Origin of the sequence: Halorussus sp. AFM4 (genome assembly GCF_051194995.1) — an archaeon.
In the GTDB taxonomy this organism is placed as follows: domain Archaea; phylum Halobacteriota; class Halobacteria; order Halobacteriales; family Haladaptataceae; genus Halorussus.
Genome location: NZ_JBNTJT010000007.1, coordinates 32,074 through 46,549, shown reverse-complemented (window position 1 = coordinate 46,549; position 14,476 = coordinate 32,074). Strand labels below are relative to the sequence as shown.

The 14,476-nt window shown below is 57.1% G+C and carries 14 protein-coding genes and 1 riboswitch; of the genes, 9 read left to right on the top strand and 5 right to left on the bottom strand.

Going from position 1 to position 14,476, the window contains the following annotated elements; genetic code table 11:
* The first annotated feature begins 111 nt into the window (after positions 1-111).
* From chrA to ACQUQF_RS24650, 6 genes are all read left to right on the top strand, one after another.
* Positions 112-1,497, top strand: a complete 1,386-nt coding sequence (gene chrA / locus ACQUQF_RS24675; RefSeq protein WP_435182108.1) for a chromate efflux transporter — start codon at positions 112-114, stop codon at positions 1,495-1,497.
* A gap of 6 nt (positions 1,498-1,503) precedes the next feature.
* Positions 1,504-2,871, top strand: coding sequence for an MFS transporter (locus ACQUQF_RS24670; protein ID WP_435182106.1), 1,368 nt, complete (start codon positions 1,504-1,506; stop codon positions 2,869-2,871).
* Positions 2,872-2,973: 102 nt separating this feature from the next.
* On the top strand, positions 2,974-3,366 hold the full coding sequence (locus ACQUQF_RS24665; protein WP_435182104.1) for an ArsR/SmtB family transcription factor: 393 nt from the start codon (positions 2,974-2,976) through the stop codon (positions 3,364-3,366).
* Complete coding sequence (gene arsB, locus ACQUQF_RS24660) at positions 3,363-4,415, top strand: ACR3 family arsenite efflux transporter (RefSeq protein ID WP_435182102.1); 1,053 nt, start codon at positions 3,363-3,365, stop codon at positions 4,413-4,415. The genes ACQUQF_RS24665 and arsB overlap by 4 nt, the downstream gene beginning before the upstream one ends.
* On the top strand, positions 4,399-4,854 hold the full coding sequence (locus ACQUQF_RS24655) for a low molecular weight phosphatase family protein (RefSeq protein ID WP_435182100.1): 456 nt from the start codon (positions 4,399-4,401) through the stop codon (positions 4,852-4,854). Before arsB ends, ACQUQF_RS24655 begins: the two co-directional genes overlap by 17 nt.
* A gap of 3 nt (positions 4,855-4,857) precedes the next feature.
* Positions 4,858-5,301 carry a low molecular weight phosphatase family protein gene (locus tag ACQUQF_RS24650; protein WP_435182098.1) on the top strand — a complete coding sequence of 148 codons (444 nt, stop codon included), beginning with the start codon at positions 4,858-4,860 and terminating at the stop codon, positions 5,299-5,301.
* Between the two features lie 173 nt (positions 5,302-5,474).
* Here the strand turns inward: ACQUQF_RS24650 and ACQUQF_RS24645 are convergent, their stop codons facing one another.
* From ACQUQF_RS24645 to ACQUQF_RS24630, 4 genes are all read right to left on the bottom strand, one after another.
* The gene (locus ACQUQF_RS24645; protein ID WP_435182097.1) at positions 5,475-5,831 is read right to left on the bottom strand and encodes a fluoride efflux transporter FluC; all 357 of its coding nucleotides are present in this window, start codon (positions 5,829-5,831) and stop codon (positions 5,475-5,477) included.
* Positions 5,831-6,241 carry a fluoride efflux transporter FluC gene (locus tag ACQUQF_RS24640; RefSeq protein WP_435182095.1) on the bottom strand — a complete coding sequence of 137 codons (411 nt, stop codon included), beginning with the start codon at positions 6,239-6,241 and terminating at the stop codon, positions 5,831-5,833. The genes ACQUQF_RS24645 and ACQUQF_RS24640 overlap by 1 nt, the downstream gene beginning before the upstream one ends.
* Before the next feature lie 6 nt (positions 6,242-6,247).
* A riboswitch (Fluoride riboswitch) is annotated at positions 6,248-6,312 on the bottom strand.
* A gap of 307 nt (positions 6,313-6,619) precedes the next feature.
* A complete protein-coding gene (locus ACQUQF_RS24635; protein WP_435182092.1) occupies positions 6,620-8,689 on the bottom strand; it encodes an alkaline phosphatase PhoX in 2,070 nt (689 codons plus the stop codon).
* A 408-nt stretch (positions 8,690-9,097) separates the two neighbouring features.
* Positions 9,098-9,526 (bottom strand): hypothetical protein, encoded by a 429-nt coding sequence (locus tag ACQUQF_RS24630; protein WP_435182091.1) that lies wholly within the window; start codon positions 9,524-9,526, stop codon positions 9,098-9,100.
* A 514-nt stretch (positions 9,527-10,040) separates the two neighbouring features.
* Here ACQUQF_RS24630 and ACQUQF_RS24625 point away from each other — a divergent pair.
* The 3 genes from ACQUQF_RS24625 to ACQUQF_RS24615 all read left to right on the top strand — a co-directional run bounded on the left by ACQUQF_RS24625 (position 10,041) and on the right by ACQUQF_RS24615 (position 13,560).
* The gene (locus tag ACQUQF_RS24625; protein ID WP_435182090.1) at positions 10,041-10,604 is read left to right on the top strand and encodes a sensor histidine kinase; all 564 of its coding nucleotides are present in this window, start codon (positions 10,041-10,043) and stop codon (positions 10,602-10,604) included.
* A gap of 630 nt (positions 10,605-11,234) precedes the next feature.
* On the top strand, positions 11,235-11,645 hold the full coding sequence (locus ACQUQF_RS24620; protein ID WP_435182088.1) for an Hsp20/alpha crystallin family protein: 411 nt from the start codon (positions 11,235-11,237) through the stop codon (positions 11,643-11,645).
* Between the two features lie 199 nt (positions 11,646-11,844).
* The gene (locus ACQUQF_RS24615) at positions 11,845-13,560 is read left to right on the top strand and encodes a transposase (RefSeq protein ID WP_435182086.1); all 1,716 of its coding nucleotides are present in this window, start codon (positions 11,845-11,847) and stop codon (positions 13,558-13,560) included.
* A 318-nt stretch (positions 13,561-13,878) separates the two neighbouring features.
* On the opposite strand, the gene ACQUQF_RS24610 is transcribed toward ACQUQF_RS24615, so the two are convergent.
* Positions 13,879-14,280, bottom strand: coding sequence for a hypothetical protein (locus ACQUQF_RS24610; protein WP_435182085.1), 402 nt, complete (start codon positions 14,278-14,280; stop codon positions 13,879-13,881).
* Between the last annotated feature and the right edge of the window lie 196 nt (positions 14,281-14,476).

Here is a 14,476-nt window from a genome sequence, read left to right as displayed (position 1 = left end):
ACACTATACGGCTAACGGAAATTTATTTACCCGGCGCGTGGAGGACATACCCGTGACGGGATCGCCTCAGTACCGACGAGCCTACACCGAACTCTCGATGGGGGGCCGGCTGTGAGCGAAGCTCGGGCCAGCGAGGCGACAGGAGGATACCAGGGGACCTCCAGTCCCGCAAAACTGCTCGAAATCGCCTGCTTCTTTCTGAAGCTCGGTCTCGTCGGCTTCGGCGGCCCGCTCGTCCACATCGCGATGATGGAGGACGAACTCATTGGCGAGGAGAGCAAAGAGTGGACCGACGAATCGACGTTCATGGAAGGACTGGCGATCTGCAACATGTTGCCCGGTCCGGCGTCGACCCAGCTGGGCATCTTCATGGGCTGGGTCCGCGGCGCGAATCTCGGGGCGCTGGTCGCCGGTGCGACCTTCATGGCTCCGACATTCGTCATCGTCGTGGTGCTGTCGTACGTCTACTTCGCGTACGGGCAACTTCCGTCGGTCCAGGCGTTCTTCTACGGGGTGAATCCGGTCGTGATCGGTCTCATCGCCGGGGCCGCCTACTCGATGGGGCGCAGTTCGCTCAAGGAAGGGCGAGCAGATCTTGCATTCACCCTCGGTGACGACGAGTGGGTCATCGACCTCCGCTTATTCGCATTACTCTTGGGCGCGCTCGTCGCGACGATTCTCGTTAACCCGAACCCGGTCATCGAGTTCATCATCGCCGGAGCCATCGCCATCCTGCTGTTCCGCCCCGACTGGATTCGAGCACACGGCACACGAATCGCCCTCTGGACGATCGGAGCGCTCGTGCTCGGCGGGCTCTATACCCTCCGGGCCCGAATCGCAACGACGCTCGGCGAGCGGGTACCCCTCCCCGCTGCAGTCGGGACTGTCGTGGCTGCCGTCTGGGGCAACCTCTGGGTGAAGCTGTTCCTGTTCATGCTGTATACGGGATCGTTCATCTTTTGCGGCGGACTCGTGCTGATCCCGTTCATCGAGAAGTATGTCGTGACGAATTTCGGATGGCTGACCGCCACCGAGTTCGTCGACGGGATCGCCATCGGCCAGCTCACGCCCGGCCCCGTGGTGATGACGACCGCGTTCGTCGGCTGCAAGCTGATGCTCGACACATACGGGACGCTCCCGTGGGCTGTGTTGGGGGCATTTGTCGCGATGTTCGGCGCGTTCGCTCCCTCGTTCCTGTTTATCACTGGCGCGTTCCCGTACGTGGCCCGGGTCCGGGACAATGACGTCGTCCGGGCGGCGCTGTTCGGGATCAACGCCGCAGTCGTCGGGGCGATCGTCGGCGCAACGGTGACGCTGGCGTTCAGCGCCTTCGCAGTCGTTACCGGAACGCCTGATTCAGTCGCGAACGCTCCGTTTGATCCCGTCCGAGTTACCCTCGCAGTCGTGACGTTCGTCCTGTTCACGCGGGACGTGGATGTAGCGTACCTGATCATCGGCGGCGGCGTCCTCGGCGCCGCGGTCTTCTTACTCGCGTGATCCACCATGGCAACCGAACAAGACACTGAGTCGTTCGACCTGTTCGCATCGTTCCGCCAGTTTTTCGCCCTCGAGCGTGATGTGCTCGTGTTGTCGTTGGCGATGCTGGCGTTCAGCCTCAGCTTCCAGATGACCAGCCGCTACATTCCGGAGTACATGCGCGTCCTCGGAGCGGGGGCTGGTGTTATCGGACTCTACGGGAGCGTCGGCAACCTTATCAGTGCGGTGTATCCCTACCCGGGCGGTGCGCTCTCGGACCGTGTAGGCTCCCGAATCGCGCTCACCGGGTTCGCCGTCGTGACGACCATCGGCTTCGGACTCTGGTGGCTCGCACCAGAACTGGGAGCTATCGGTGTCGGTGGATTCTCCGTCCCGGCATGGGGATGGATATTCGTCGGTCTCTTCCTGGCGCAGGCGTGGAAGTCGTTCGGCCTCGGCGCGACGTTCGCCATCGTCAAGCAGAGCGTTCCGCCGAACAAGCTAGCGATGGGGTTCGCCTCGACGGAAATCTTCCGCCGCATCGGCTTCCTCATCGGCCCCCTGCTCGCAGCGGGCCTGCTGGCAATCACGGCCTCGTTCGTCGAGGGGTTCCAGCGCATCCTGCTGTTGGGCATCGCATTCGCGGCCGTCGCGACCGTCGTTCAGCACTTCCTCTATGACGCGAGCGAAGACTCGATCGGCGACTCCTTCGAAGGACTCGACCAGATTCGGCGCGACCTCCGGGAGATGCCCGAGACATTGCGGCCGCTCCTGGTTGCGGATACACTGATTCGCTTCGCGAACGGGATGGTCTACGTCTTCTTCGTCATCGTCGTCACGAACTTCCTCGAGGTGGGGTTCCAGGGCTTTGGCACGACACTACAACCGGCCGCCTTCTTCGGGGTTCTCCTCGGTATCGAGATGGTGATCGCGATCCTCACGAAAGCCCCCGTCTCGAAAGCTGCAGAGTACACGGGGCTGAAGCCAGTGGTCGGCCTCGGCTTTTTCGTCTATGCGATCTTCCCGATACTGCTCATCAACGCGCCGGCGAACCAGTGGGTGCTGGTCGCGCTGTTCGCCTTCTCCGGCCTTCGGTTTGCCGGGCTCCCGGCCCACAAGGCGATGATCGTTGGTCCCGCTGAGACGGACGCCGGGGGGCGCGTGACCGGGACCTACTACTTGCTTCGGAACACGGTCGTCATCCCGAGTGCTGCCCTCGGCGGATGGCTGTACGGGAGTGACTGGCGTCTTACACTCCCGTTCGACGTGGGCGGACTCACGACTCCGACGGTCGTCGCCGGCCCAGAACTCGCGTTCGGAGTGGCGACGGCTGTTGGGCTGGTCGGTGTCGGCTACTTCGCCCTGTTCGGTCAGGAGTTTGAGGCCTATGCCTGACCGCAGTTCTTCACCGACCGTACCTCTCCTCGCTGCTGCAAATTATCTGAACAGCAGTTCATACCGCCACACCTATATGAAGACATATTCAATCAGAGTGCAATGGCCCAAACGGAATCACGGCTCCGGCGACTCATCGCCGACGAACTCGGCAAGTGCTGCGATACAGACGTCGAATGTCGTCTTGACGAACTTCAGCAGCTCGCAGATGCCGCGTTCAGCGATAAGTCGACAGCGACCGTTTTCAGCGTTCTGGGAAACGAAACCCGACATCGGCTCGCTCGAGTGCTCTCCGTGGCGGATGATGAACTCTGTGTTTGTGAGCTGGAACCGCTCGTCGACGTGAGCGAAAGCGCAGTTAGTCATGCCCTTTCGGACCTCGTCGACGCTGGACTCGTCGACCGCCGCAAGGACGGCAACTGGCGCTACTATACGAGCACCTCCCTTGCAGACGAATTGTTCGCGACCGCTGATCAAGAGGTGAGCGAAGAGTGAGCGACGATCTCAGCGTCCTCGACCGTTACCTCACCGTCTGGATCGGGCTCGCGATGGTACTTGGCGTCGCAGTCGGCCGCTTCGCACCGGGTGTCGTCGCCGTCCTGAACGCGGTCACGTGGCACGGCACGAGTCTTCCGATCGCCCTCGGGCTGTTCGTGATGATCTTCCCGATCATGGCCGAGATTGATTATGGTAGTATCCCGCAAGTCACCCGTACAGCCAGAAAGGAAATCGGCCTAACACTCGCGTTCAACTGGCTCATTGCGCCGTTCGTGATGTACGGGCTAGCGGTGTTCTTCCTCGGCGGCCACCCCGAATTCGTGACCGGCCTCATCATTGTCGGGATCGCGCCGTGTATCGCAATGGTGCTCGTCTGGAACGAACTTGCCGCTGGTAATCAGGAGATGTGTGCGGTTTGTGTCGGGGTCAACAGCCTCCTCCAAATCGCACTGTTCGTCCCCTACGCTTTCCTCTTCCTCACTGTCCTTCGAGGGACGACCGTTGACGTCTCGATGGGGCTCATCGCACAGATGGTCGGTGTCTTCCTCGGCCTCCCACTCCTCCTCGGGTATCTCACCCAGAAGGTTGCGTTCCGCACGGTCGGTCGCGACACCTACTACGGACGGTTTATCCCACGGATCAGTCCGCTTGGTCTGCTCGGCCTGCTCTTCACGGTCGTCGTGATGTTCGCGCTCAAGGGCGACTACATCGTCTCGCATCCCGAACAGATCCTCCTCATCGCCGTCCCGCTGTTCATCTTCTTCACAGCACTTTGGGGGATCGCCTACGGCGTGAGCGCGTTCCTCGGGTTCGACTACACCGAGAGTATCAGCCTCGCGTTCACCGCGTCCTCGAACAACTTCGAACTTGCCATCGCGGTGGCAGTCGCTGTCTTCGGTATCGGGAGCAACGTGGCGCTCGCAACCGTCGTTGGACCACTTATCGAGGTTCCGGTAATGCTGGCACTCGTCCGCGTTGCACTTGCGACAAAAGACAGCCTCTTCCCCGAATCTGAAGGAGTCACCAACGTTGCCTACTCGGACTAATTCGGTTCGTATCGGATTCGTCTGTGTGGAGAACGCAGGCCGCAGCCAGATCGCCGCGGCTGTCGCAGAAACACAGCTGGAGGCCTGTGGGCGGACAGATGTCGAAATCACAAGCGGTGGAACCGACCCTGCTGAGAAGATATATCCCGTGGTCGTCGACGTGATGGCCGAGAAAGGATATGATCTCTCTTCACGGACCCCTAGTGAAATCACTCCGCGAGAACTATCCCAGTGCGATATCGTCGCGTTGATGGGGTGCTCACTCTCGATCGATGACCTTCCAACGGGGGTTGTCGTTCGTGATTGGGGGTTCATCGATCCCGCATCGAGTGACCGTAAAGAGGTGTGGGCGCTTAGTACAGAAATCGAACAACAGGTTATCGAACTGCTCGATGACTTACCTCCCCAAGAAGACCGAGAATATCACAGAGTTCCATAATCCATGACCGATACTACTGAATCCGAACCGACTCGTATCGCTTTCGTGTGCGTCCAGAACGCTGGTCGTTCGCAGATGGCCTACACGTTCGCGCAACAAGAGCTGGAAGAGCGGGATCTCGAAGACGAAATTGAACTCGTTACGGGAGGAACCCAGCCTGCGGAACACGTCCACGATGAAGTGGTGCGTGCAATGCACGACGTCGGAATCGACATTTCAGACCGGACTCCGCGTGAGGTGACGTTTGAGGAGATTCAGCAGAGTGACTACGTCATCACGATGGGGTGTTCACCCGAAGAGGTCTGCCCCGCCGGATGGGCCGGGGAGAACCGTGATTGGGATTTAGACGACCCAGATGGGATGTCTCCAGCAGAGGTTGCACGCATCCGTGACGACATCAAGCGGCGAGTCGCGGAGCTCTTCGACGGGATTGCGGGTACTTCTTGAATGGGGCTCCCCGAACCCTCTCACTTCGGAACCGCTATCGAGAGCTTCTACAACAGCAGTGCTGGGCGGCACCTATTTCAACGTGTCACAGAACGCGTCTCCCACACTTCGAAGTGTTAGAGACAACGGAGGAGATCTCAGATGGAATCTCGGAACTGCCGACAGCCTCCCAATTATAGCTGTAGGATGGTAGCGATACCCGCAGCAGTACCAGCAGCGATCAAGCACAGTCCAAGCGTGCCAAGCGCATAGATCCCTGCGCGTAGACGGCCACTCCCCTCCCACATCCGAACGGCTTGGACTGAAAACGAGGAGTACGTCGTGAAAGACCCACATACGCCAGTCCCAACGAAGAGGGCGACCTCGCTATCGAGGCTGGTGAATACGACTAGCCCGAGTATGAAGCTCCCGGCGACGTTCACCACGAGCGTTGAGAATGAGAACCGATCGTGCACGAGCAACTGGTCGATTATATAACGTAATACTGCACCGATTGCCCCGCCTGTCCCCAGGAGATGAGCGGGTTCCATCAGTCGCTCACCTCCGGTGCAGGCGGTGTTACAGTTGTAACCCATCGGGCTGCTTCCCGGCCAACGAGGACAGCTCCAAAACCCAGAACGTAACTACCGCTAATATAAGCGATCGCCACTAGTGGTGCGGTTGTGAGTGCATCGGTGATGAACGTGCTGTAGGTGGTAAAAGAGGCAATGAATCCAGTCGCCATGAGGGTCCGACTGGCCCTGGAGATTGTCCCGCTGAACAGTTCTTCATAAATGAGGAAACCGAGCGCGAAACACCCGAGGACGTTGACCGTCGCTGTGGCCACCAACGAGTTGGGGATGGATAGTTCGACTAAGTATCGGAGGTTCGAGCCGGCAAACCCGCCGATACCGACGGCCAAAATTGCTTCCAGGTGTTCGAGGGGATGTGTCCGTATCATGGCTGATATGTAATAGGAGTCATCAGCCAGGACGGCGGTTGGGACAGGCGGACTCCATCGCCCGAACAGACCCACAAGGGGTGTTGTTTTCGATTGACCCTGGCGGCTATGTGAAAATTTCGATTGTGGATGGATCGGACGATGTGATAACTTAGCACGCGCTTGCTCACAGTCGATTCGCTGAGACCCGGGGAAAACTACCCCTTGAAGACGAGGCTACGACACGCTTCCCATCTATCTATTGGAAGGAACTTGCCGACCGTGGGAGGTTAGAGCAGTCCACCCCTATCTACCGACTAGACAGATCCCGTCCGATGTGTTTGCTATGATATCGAGCAAAAACAAGGGGGTTGAGACCGCAGTCGCGCAAAACGAGACTTACTCGTCCGTACCGTCGTCCCGTGCAGGATTATCCTCGTCGTCGCGGTCCTCCTCGTTCCCATGACCGCGGTCAGTGTCGGTGTCCTCGGGATCGTAGACCCAGAGACAGTCGTTGGGATAGGAGCGGCCGAGTTTATCGGCATCTTCACAGAGGAGCACGCGCCCGTCCGGGAGCGCGAGGACGTTGTCGACGTTCAGCGGCCGGTCGTTCGCGACGGCTGTCGTGTCGGTCGCGTCCGAGCCGACGACGACCGGTTCGAGCGTCGCCAGGTTGTAGTCGGGTTCAATCTCAGCGCGGTAGACGATCCCCCCGTCCACGCGTTCGAGTTGGATATCGCCCTGGCCGTCAGCCATCCCACTGTTGAGTTCAGCGAGCCCGAGATAGACGTAGTCGCCAGGCCGGGCATCGTCGACGTGGTCGATCCCCTCGGCCTTCCGGAATTCGACGGTTGCGCCGATCTCCTTGGCGGCGGCGCGCGTCTCGAGGAAGGGAACCTTGCGGAGGTTCTCGTCAACGCTGTCGGGACCGTGGCGCTCGTACTGTTCGGCCCATTCGACGATCTCCTCGTCCGTGATGTAGTCTTGATTGCCGTGCTTGGCGACTTCCTCGTCGGCCTCTCGGAGCGCCGCGTCGAGGTCCTCCCGCCAGTCGGTTTCGGCGTGGGTCTCGAGGTAGTCGACTTGCGTGATCCCGTCGTACTCAGTGATCCAGGACTCGACCTCAGCGTTACTGGCGCTGCCCAGTTCGAGCCATTCGAGTTCGAGGTCGGCCTCGGCGGGTGACCCCGAGACGTCGTTGGTCACCTTCGCGACGGAGAGCGTGCCCTCGATGTCCATCGGGTCGTTGTAGCTCGGAATCGGGCGGTTAGCGACGAACTTGTAGAAGCCCTTGTTCGTCCCGTCTGAGGTGATGTACACCGTCCTCTCGTCTGGCATGACGTTCCCGACCTCAGCGGCGACGCGGCCGAAGGCGTGGTGTTTGACAGGGATCCAGTCGTCGGAGGTGGGGTTCCGAATCTCGACGAGATGGCCATAGCGATACCGATTCGGGTAGATGTCCCCGATGGGGTCCGTCGTGTTGGTGTCGCCGTTCTGATCAACCGGGTCGGCACCCAGATAGTACGCCAGCAGTTCGACGCCGCCAAGCGCCCAGTACCCCTGGAGGTACCACGCTTGGTCGCCGAAGATCTCGTTGACCGCACTCTGACTCTCGGTGGGATTTGGTCGATTCCAGAACGCGGCACCGCCGCGACGACCGACGCCACTCCCCGCGTCGACGATGTCGCCAGCAGTGTGCCCTCCGGAGACTCGTGTGTGACCGTACTCTTCCTCAGCCGAAAGCGGCGTCCCCCACGGGGTCGTATCGCCCCAGCAGTTGATGCGGGTTCCGCCAATCTGCCGGAACTTCTCGCTGTTGGCAAGATTTTCAGTCGCCTCGAGGTCGGCTTCCCAGATCCCGTCCTCACGACTGACCGGCATCCGGGTGATGTTCCCTGGACTGGACTCGAAGTTCGTGAACAGGTAGCCGTCAGCTTCCTCGTCGTCAGTGGCGACCAGTTCGTTCATGTCTGGCGTGTACCCGAACTCGGCATATCGAGAGCCCGCGAACTTGATGAGGTCCTCCCCCTCGGGCGTGGTCGGGACACCGAGCGTTTCCCCGTCACCGATCGTATCCCCCTCGTTGGCAAGGAACGTGTACTCACCGTCCGCAACGCGGACATGCGACTGAGCCTCCTTCGTCGTGGGCGCCCCGAGGGGTTGGAATTCGCTGTCGCCGTCGAACTGGAACTGATAGCCGCCAACGTATCCGATCCCGCTCTTATCATAGGGGGCCGGATTGTCACGGCTCGGATGCTGATGACTGAAAAAGAGATCGCCACCGCCGGTGACGTACGGACCAGTGACCTCAGCTCCCAGGGAGGTCGTTGCGAACCGCTTGATAGTTCCTTGTACTGACGGTGCATGTTTCGTATCGCTATCTTCGGCACTGGCGATTCCTGCCGTACTGGCCCCGATCGCCGCAGCCAGCGATGTCGATAACAGTCGTCGTCTGGTGAAGTCCACCATGCATCCGTAGCTCCGATTGCCGTTTAATGTTCTTTTATAATAGACGAATTAAAACTCCAAAGTAGCAAGTTGGTCTATTGATGCGACTGTATCCCACCATTGTATTCCTCAAGCAGGTGAACTTACCTGTAGCACAGCCCACAAAGATGGCAGACGATTTTAGCTGGTGAAAAAAGGAATGGATCGTTCGACTGTCAAGCCGTCACTCTGGTCATAACCCGTCGAAGAGGTTTCGCTGATATGTTACTATGCCAAGATACACAATCGACGCAAAGCCGAACGCAATCAACAGTGGGGTCTCGGGCTCTGTTGGAAGTGCCACCACGAACAGTTCTCCTGCGATGAGGCTCGATAAAACGGTGAGTCCGTCGAGATAACGCTGTAGCATCGTATCCATGGGAATCGACGCTATTCGACTCCATGCTCCGCTACCTTCTGCCGGACTTCTTCTGCCCGCTGCTGGACCCAGGAGATGTATTGCTCGATCTTATCGGGTTTTGTTCCGTAGAATGACGCGATCCAGCTGATATCCGTTCCGGCTTGCGTCAAGAGATACGCGGCGAGGGTATCTTTTCCAGCTTGGACGAGTTCCGGGGGCACACCGCGTTCACCTGTTCCCGATTCGACAAACCCATTGGCATCGAAGTATACATCGGCGTACAGCAGTGCGGTTTCCGAGTCCTCAAAGACGACGTCTTTGTGATCCGGTGCTTCAAACCGATACTGAACGGTCTCGTCGTTGTCATCGACATATTCGACAATGTGGACCCCCAGAACGTACTCTGTGAATACTGACTCGTCCTGTTTGACAGATGGTTGTGTGTTGGTTTGAGACATGAGTGAGCTGAGTGCTCGTGGTGAGCGAAGGGTTCCTTCTTCCGTTTAAGGTTGCTATGTCGTGTATATCCTAGTATAGAGGAATCGGTATTGTTACGTATATCTCTCCGGCGGAGATACCGAAATCAATCCCAGGGTTCGTTCACTCTGAACTGGATCCACTCATTTTGATATGTCGGCTCCTGAGGTCTCTGTTCGAGTAGTTGGCGTACATTGAACACATATCACAGCGTACGGTGCTTGGGGTCCGTTTCAAGTACTGATGCCAGGCGTTCTCGACCACACAATGTCACCGCCAGATGCCCCTGACCGCAAGGCGATTTTCTTTTGTTCCAGTTGCGGCTGTGAGGAACCCGTGGACGGGGATTGGGTTATCAACTCGGCTTCACAGTCGTATGAATACGTGTGCCCAGTCTGTGGTACAGTCGTTCTTAGCCAACCACGGTTTGATCATAACCGAACACTCCGGCACGACCTGCTGAATGATCTTCAGGTCGTCAATGCACGCCTGCAGATGGTTGAGAATCAAGCCGACCTCCCAGCCGATCACTGGGATGTGATTACCCAGCGGCTTGACGAGATGGAGCAGTTCGTCGAGGAAATGCGTGACTACATGACTCTCGTCGAACAGGACGAACACGAGTTTGAACCAGTTAGTCTCCGGCCGACACTCGAAGAACAAGTCGCACTCGTCCAAAATGCACACGAGAACGCGACCCTGTTAGTCGAGGAGTTACCCGACACAACCGTATTGGCTGATGAACTACTCGGACATGTATTCAGGAATTTACTTCGAAATGCGGTCGAGCACAATGACAAGGACACACCGAAAGTGCATGTGAGCGCAGAGCGCACCTCCGAGACAGTCACGGTCACGATTGCAGACAATGGACCGGGGATCCCAGATGAACACAAAGAGACGATCCGAGAACGAGGTGTACAGATCGATGAGAGTACTGGGAGTGGTTTCGGCCTGCATCTGGTAACGGAGGCCGTGAATGCCTATAACGGTGATCTGCAGATTCAAGACAACGAGCCTGAAGGAACGAAAGTTCAAGTGACGCTCCCGACCGTCTGACTCAGAGGGAGCCTGTTTGGTTGCTCCTCTGTATCTATCGATTACAGATCGTCTCAACAGGGTATGCGAACTGTTCTATGACACCCTCGGATAAGACCGAATTACCGTGGATTCTCTGATAGGCAGCAATTGATTTGCCGGATGTAAACAAGCGGTAGCTCGACCGAATATACTGATCTTGATATCTCTTTCAGTGACGAACAGGATACTACTGTAAGGACTAGTATGGAATGGTACTGGGTGGGACTCGGTGATATGGGTGATATATCCGAATATTATTAGTTAATTGACCAATTATAAACGAATTTGCGATAGACGTTCATCTCACCATTTGGCTTGGTCGTTGTGACGAGTCAGTTACACACGGTCAAGGCCGTCGGCTATACAGCCCGAACTCAACCCATGCAATCTACCGAACCTGACCAGCGTGGTCGCGACGAAGAACAGTCTCCAGTCCAACAGCCGCAGCGAGTCCAGCAGGCTGCATCCTCGCAGCGCCAACAGAGTAACGAAGCCCGACAGCGCTCTCAGAGCCCTATTCAGCAGTCGAGAGAGTACTCCTCGGCGCAGCAGTCCGTCCAAGGGCCCTCCGTCAAACAGTCTCCGGCACAGCCGGCAAATCAGCAGCCCATGGGTCAGATGACCCAGCGTCCCCGAGCGCTTCACGAGGACGTCTCTCAACAGGTCTTTAACGCCGAGCCACAGCCAGCAGTCGGTCCTGCTGTGGATGTTTTCGATTCGGCTGAGGAAATCGTTGTCGTGATCGATTTGCCTGGATTTGATCCAAAAACTATCAATCTCCAAGCAGCTGATCAATCGCTGGTCATTACTGCTGAACGGACACTCGACGACGAGGAAGTCAGTGCCCGATCGATTCAGCGTGAGCGTCTCCCGCAAATCGAACGTGCCGTCGATCTTCCTGCTGAGATCGATATCGACGAGGCGATCGCGACCTGCGAAAATGGGGTTTGTCGGGTCACCCTCCCAAAAGCTGAGAACGCACGTCGGAAGAAGATCTCATTCGAGTCGGAAGCCAAGTAGGCCGCTAGTCGGTGCCGTTAGTCATTTTTCCACCTTCTAATACGAAATTTCATGTCACACTATACGAATTGCCGTCGTAGGACTCTGATGTTCACGCCAAGAAAACGATTCACCAACTCCCAACTCAGTGCTCGAGTGATCTCGTTCAGGAGGTCGAAATCGGTCCACTGAGTAGTTTCTGGGCGTCTTCTCGTCCGTAGTGAACGAGTTCTTGACGGAGCAGCGACTAGATTACATCAGTGACAGCGACGCGCACGTCACAACGGACAGTTTTCGCCACATTGCGCAACAGCCCTCTCATAACTGGCCGAACTACGAGTCGACGCCACTCTACGACCGAAGCTCACTAGCTGCTGTTGAGGAAGACATTCGAACGGTAGCGAGCGTCTGGTTCGAACATGCTGCTCACGAGTCGGTCGACGAGTTCGTCCGCCAGCTTCCATTAGCGTATCTGGACCTCACGCCGCACGATCGCTATGCATCGGCCACCCGGTACGAGATAGAACAATTGTACCGCGTTTTTCTCCTCAAGGAACTCCATGGGTGGACCTACGAAACAGCACTCGTCGAATACCTCCAACAATCAACTGAGGTTCGTGAGCAACTCGGTTTTGACTCAGTACCGGACCAGTCGACACTCTGGCGCACCTGGAACAAGCGCTTCACGACTGACCTTCGCGAGACTGTTCAGACAGCCGCCCGGACGATCTTGATTAAGGCGCAAAATGCCGATGTCACGGTCCCACGTGAACCGGAACGGAACCTCCAACACCGAGACAGCGACAAAGGAGAGTCGGTACCTGATGATCGGACTGTTCTAGAACAGGCAGAGAAGATTACTGACCACATCAGTCGTGTCGTCTTTCCAGCGTTCTCACTGGATCGGGGAGATGGGTATGAGATCCACGAGAACGCCTACTGGAGCTTACAGACCTACTTGGGGCTCCGTGAGAACTTGGCCGCCAACGAGGGCGCTCGCAGCTTCATCCACGAGTCGACGCGTGATCGAACGCCACTCGGGCACGGTCATCGCGACCAGATTCGTGACCTCCCTATCGAGCAGATTCGCGAGATGTACCGACAGGCGGTCCAGCAACTCACCAACCAACTTGCGGGGACGGAGGAGTTCTTCCGGGCGGGTATCGTCGCGATCGACATCACTGAGGACGATCCCTTCACGGGCGACCGCGCAGGCCACGAGGACGAGATAATCGGAACGAAGGAGAAGACCGACGAATACGCCTACCAGTGGGCGACAGTCCAGTTGGTCGGTAACGCTGTCCCGCTCGTCCTTGATTCCCGCCCAGTACGGAAAGGCGAGTCACGCAAGGAGATCGTCGAGGACTTGCTGGATTCGGCTGAAGAGCTCGTTCACGTCGATAATGTGCTGATGGATCGGGAGTTCGACAGCCAGCACATTCTAGAGATGATCAGCCAGCGTGGGCTTTCCTACGTCGTGCCGAAGCGGATGCAGACGAGTGAGAAAGCTCAGGCAAAACGATTACTCCAGCGGGGGCAAGACCGGTACGAGACCGACCGCAAACTCCATCTCGGGAAGAATGAGTGGCATGAGACGACGCTAATCTACCGTCGGAAAGAGAACTCCGAGCACGACGACCATCGACAATACTCGGTGTTTATGTCCAACCGTGGCGGTAGTTTCCTTACTGAGTATGGGTATCGCTGGGAGATCGAGAGTGGCTATCGGTCGATCAAGCGGTTCATGGGCGCGACGACATCGACGGATTTCGGGCTACGGTTCTTCTACTTCGCGTTCGCCTGTTTGTTGTACTCGATTTGGCGAGCGGTCGATCTACTCGTCCAAGTCGAGTTGACGGGTGAATACGAACACTCACCCATTGTGACGGCCGATAATACGCTCACGCTGCTGAAGAAGGAGACCGGAATCGGATAGAGCGATACTCTGTCCGGGGCAATGCGGATTCCTGAGTGGCGACGCTGTCAGCGATCTTGGAAATTCACCGATCTAGTCGGTAGTACGACACGAGAAGACTAATGAGAGGAGATCCGAAGCAGATTCGACTCGAAAATTCGCCCGAAACCACGCATCACAGCCCCGATAAACCCGGTATAGTCTCAACTTCCACTGGTGCGCAGTAGTTCCGAAAATCAAAATTTTTGCACGAGTAACGGTCGCTCGATTCGTGGTGCGAATGTATCGTACTATTTGGCGGACAGTAGTGGCGTTCTTGGTGTCTGTCTTCAGGCTATTCTACGTTGAAAGGGCAGTACTGTTTGAAGAAAACCATCGAATGAGTTCAACGACGAACACAAGTCCGACGACGAGAGCCATGATGAAGGTCGGGAGGTCGTCAACGCCTGTTGAGAGTAAATAAACTGTCCATGAGAGGAAGAACACTGCGAACGCCGTTGCGAAATACGGATAATACTTCTCCCAAATTCGAGTGAGAAATTCGTATCCCGGTGGCCAAATCGACAACAGGACAACTGCCAAACCGACAATTGCTCCAACATCGACAGCCAACTCCCAGATGTTGGCGGGGCCGTGACGAAGGTCAGGAAGTGCTGACGCTAAAACTGCAATAAGAAACACGATAGCCATGAGTATCCGAAAGGTCACACCCTCCGAGAGTTGTGAAAGTTCTCTCAGCATTGGTTCCCCCTCGATGTTCTTACACGACCGCCTTACTTAAAGCTATACTGCCGATGTAGCCCGCTCAATTTACGCTCTGGATGTATCGTTTCATGCCTCTGGTGACTGACCTGCGATAGATTTGTGGTGCTTATTTATCATCCACTTCACCCTCATCGCGCTTTCCTTCCCGAAATTGCCTCAATAGATTCCACCG

What these genes read in the sequence shown, in the direction of transcription:
- ACQUQF_RS24620 (WP_435182088.1), top strand. Translation starts at nt 11,235, where the DNA reads ATGGGTCAGATGACCCAGCGTCCCCGAGCGCTTCACGAGGACGTCTCT.
- ACQUQF_RS24640 (WP_435182095.1), bottom strand. Translation starts at nt 6,241, where the DNA reads ATGATACGGACACATCCCCTCGAACACCTGGAAGCAATTTTGGCCGTC.
- ACQUQF_RS24645 (WP_435182097.1), bottom strand. Translation starts at nt 5,831, where the DNA reads ATGGAACCCGCTCATCTCCTGGGGACAGGCGGGGCAATCGGTGCAGTA.
- ACQUQF_RS24610 (WP_435182085.1), bottom strand. Translation starts at nt 14,280, where the DNA reads ATGCTGAGAGAACTTTCACAACTCTCGGAGGGTGTGACCTTTCGGATA.
- ACQUQF_RS24625 (WP_435182090.1), top strand. Translation starts at nt 10,041, where the DNA reads ATGGTTGAGAATCAAGCCGACCTCCCAGCCGATCACTGGGATGTGATT.
- ACQUQF_RS24665 (WP_435182104.1), top strand. Translation starts at nt 2,974, where the DNA reads ATGGCCCAAACGGAATCACGGCTCCGGCGACTCATCGCCGACGAACTC.
- ACQUQF_RS24650 (WP_435182098.1), top strand. Translation starts at nt 4,858, where the DNA reads ATGACCGATACTACTGAATCCGAACCGACTCGTATCGCTTTCGTGTGC.
- ACQUQF_RS24670 (WP_435182106.1), top strand. Translation starts at nt 1,504, where the DNA reads ATGGCAACCGAACAAGACACTGAGTCGTTCGACCTGTTCGCATCGTTC.
- ACQUQF_RS24630 (WP_435182091.1), bottom strand. Translation starts at nt 9,526, where the DNA reads ATGTCTCAAACCAACACACAACCATCTGTCAAACAGGACGAGTCAGTA.
- ACQUQF_RS24635 (WP_435182092.1), bottom strand. Translation starts at nt 8,689, where the DNA reads ATGGTGGACTTCACCAGACGACGACTGTTATCGACATCGCTGGCTGCG.